Genomic DNA, 1622 nt, shown 5'->3' on the forward strand with positions numbered 1-1622 from the left:
GGGTCCGGTGTTGGCCGCCCAGAAGGCCGTTCCGCCGGGGCTCGCGGCCCGGACGGCCTGGGTGCCGGCCAGCTTCTCGGTTCGCACCGGGCCGGACAGCCCGACGACGTAGCTGGTCAGTGACGCGGCGAGCCGGTCGAGGGTGAAGTAGCTGTACTTCGCGGCGTCGGCGGGGGCCAGGCGGACCCAGCGGTCGGCGAGGAGGCTTCCGGCCGCGGCGTCACCGGTCCCCTCGTAGTAGGCGCGGCCGCGGTGGACGTAGGTGTCGTCTTTGATCTTGATGATCTGGGTCCGCTGACCGTACTCGTCGATGGTGCCACGGGTGACCGTGCCGGACATCACCAGGTCGTAACGGGCGGGGGCGTCCGAGCGCGGGTCGGCCTCGGTGCCGACGACGTGGACGCCGGTCGCGGCGCGCAACGCCTGCAGGGTGCGCGTGCCGACCTCGCCGGCCGGCAGCTTCTCCAGCCCGTTGCTCTTCTCCCCGTCGCCGCTACAGGCCGCCGAGGCCGCGAGCAGGAGAGTCAGCCCGAGGGAGAGCAGCGCCCGCCGGACTCCGCCGCGCCACAGTTGTGACCGCATCCGCCCGTCGCCTCCCGCCTGAGATCGTCTCCGGGTCGGTGGTGGCCGGGCGCGGCCGCGTGCCGCGACCGCCGGCCCGCTGGTGTGCCCATCCGATGTGCCGACCCGGGGTGCGCGCCCGGGTGGGCGCGCAGGTACGGCAGTGGGCGCAAGTCTGGCATTCCGCCGCCCGTGGTCGCCGGTCGGGTACGGCCCGTGGGTATCCGTTGTGTGATCACGTCCGGCGAGTGTGATCTGCGTCATTGCTGTGACGAAGATTGCCCCGTTGGGCTGTCGTTCCGGCGACCCCGGTTCGACCGCGTCCGGGAAATAGGGCACACTGGTGTTGTGAAATACGACCACGACGGGGCGAGCGGGACGGCGGACGGCCGTACCCGCGACCGGGTCGTGCGTCTGCTCCTGGAAGGCGGCTCGGCCACGGCGGCCGAGCTGTCCCGTCAGCTCGGGGTCTCCCCGGCGGCTATCCGCAGGCATCTCGATGCCATGGTCGCGGATGGCATCATCACGCCCACGGAGAGCCGGTCCCGGGGGCCGCGTGGCCGGGGACGCCCGGCCCGGCGTTACGCGCTCACCGAGGCCGGCCATCATGCCGGTCCCAGCGCCTACTCCGATCTCGCGGCCGGTGCGCTGCGCTTCCTGGCTGAGGTGGGTGGCGCGAGCGCGGTCACTCAGTTCGCCGACACCCGCGCCGTCGACCTGGAGCGGCGGGTGCGCGAGGCGGTCGTGGCGGCGGAGCCGGCGGATCGTCCGGCGGTGCTCGCCGAGGCGATGACCGCCGCCGGGTACACCGCGAGCGTCTCCGCGCTGCCCACCGGTCTGCAGATCTGCCAGCACCACTGCCCGGTCCAGTTCGTCGCGGAGCGTTTCCCGGCGTTGTGCGACGCCGAGACCGCGGTGCTGGCCCGCGTGCTCGACACCCACGTGCAGCGCCTGGCGACGATCGCGCACGGCGACGGCGTCTGCACGACTCACATCCCCGCGGGTCAGATCCCCGCGAACCACCCCGCCGTGAGCCACCCCGCCGCGGGCACGGCGCCCGG

General features: G+C 73.6%; 2 protein-coding genes. One reads left to right on the top strand and one right to left on the bottom strand.

From position 1 onward, the window contains the following. Positions 1-582 (bottom strand): hypothetical protein (locus ACY45C_RS03660; RefSeq protein WP_462186236.1); only part of this gene is annotated, 582 nt, incomplete at its 3' end. Positions 583-909: 327 nt separating this feature from the next. Here ACY45C_RS03660 and ACY45C_RS03665 point away from each other — a divergent pair. Further along, the coding region (locus ACY45C_RS03665; RefSeq protein WP_462186237.1) for a helix-turn-helix transcriptional regulator at positions 910-1622 on the top strand (713 nt) is incomplete at its 3' end.

Source organism: Frankia sp. CcWB2 (genome assembly GCF_977927585.1).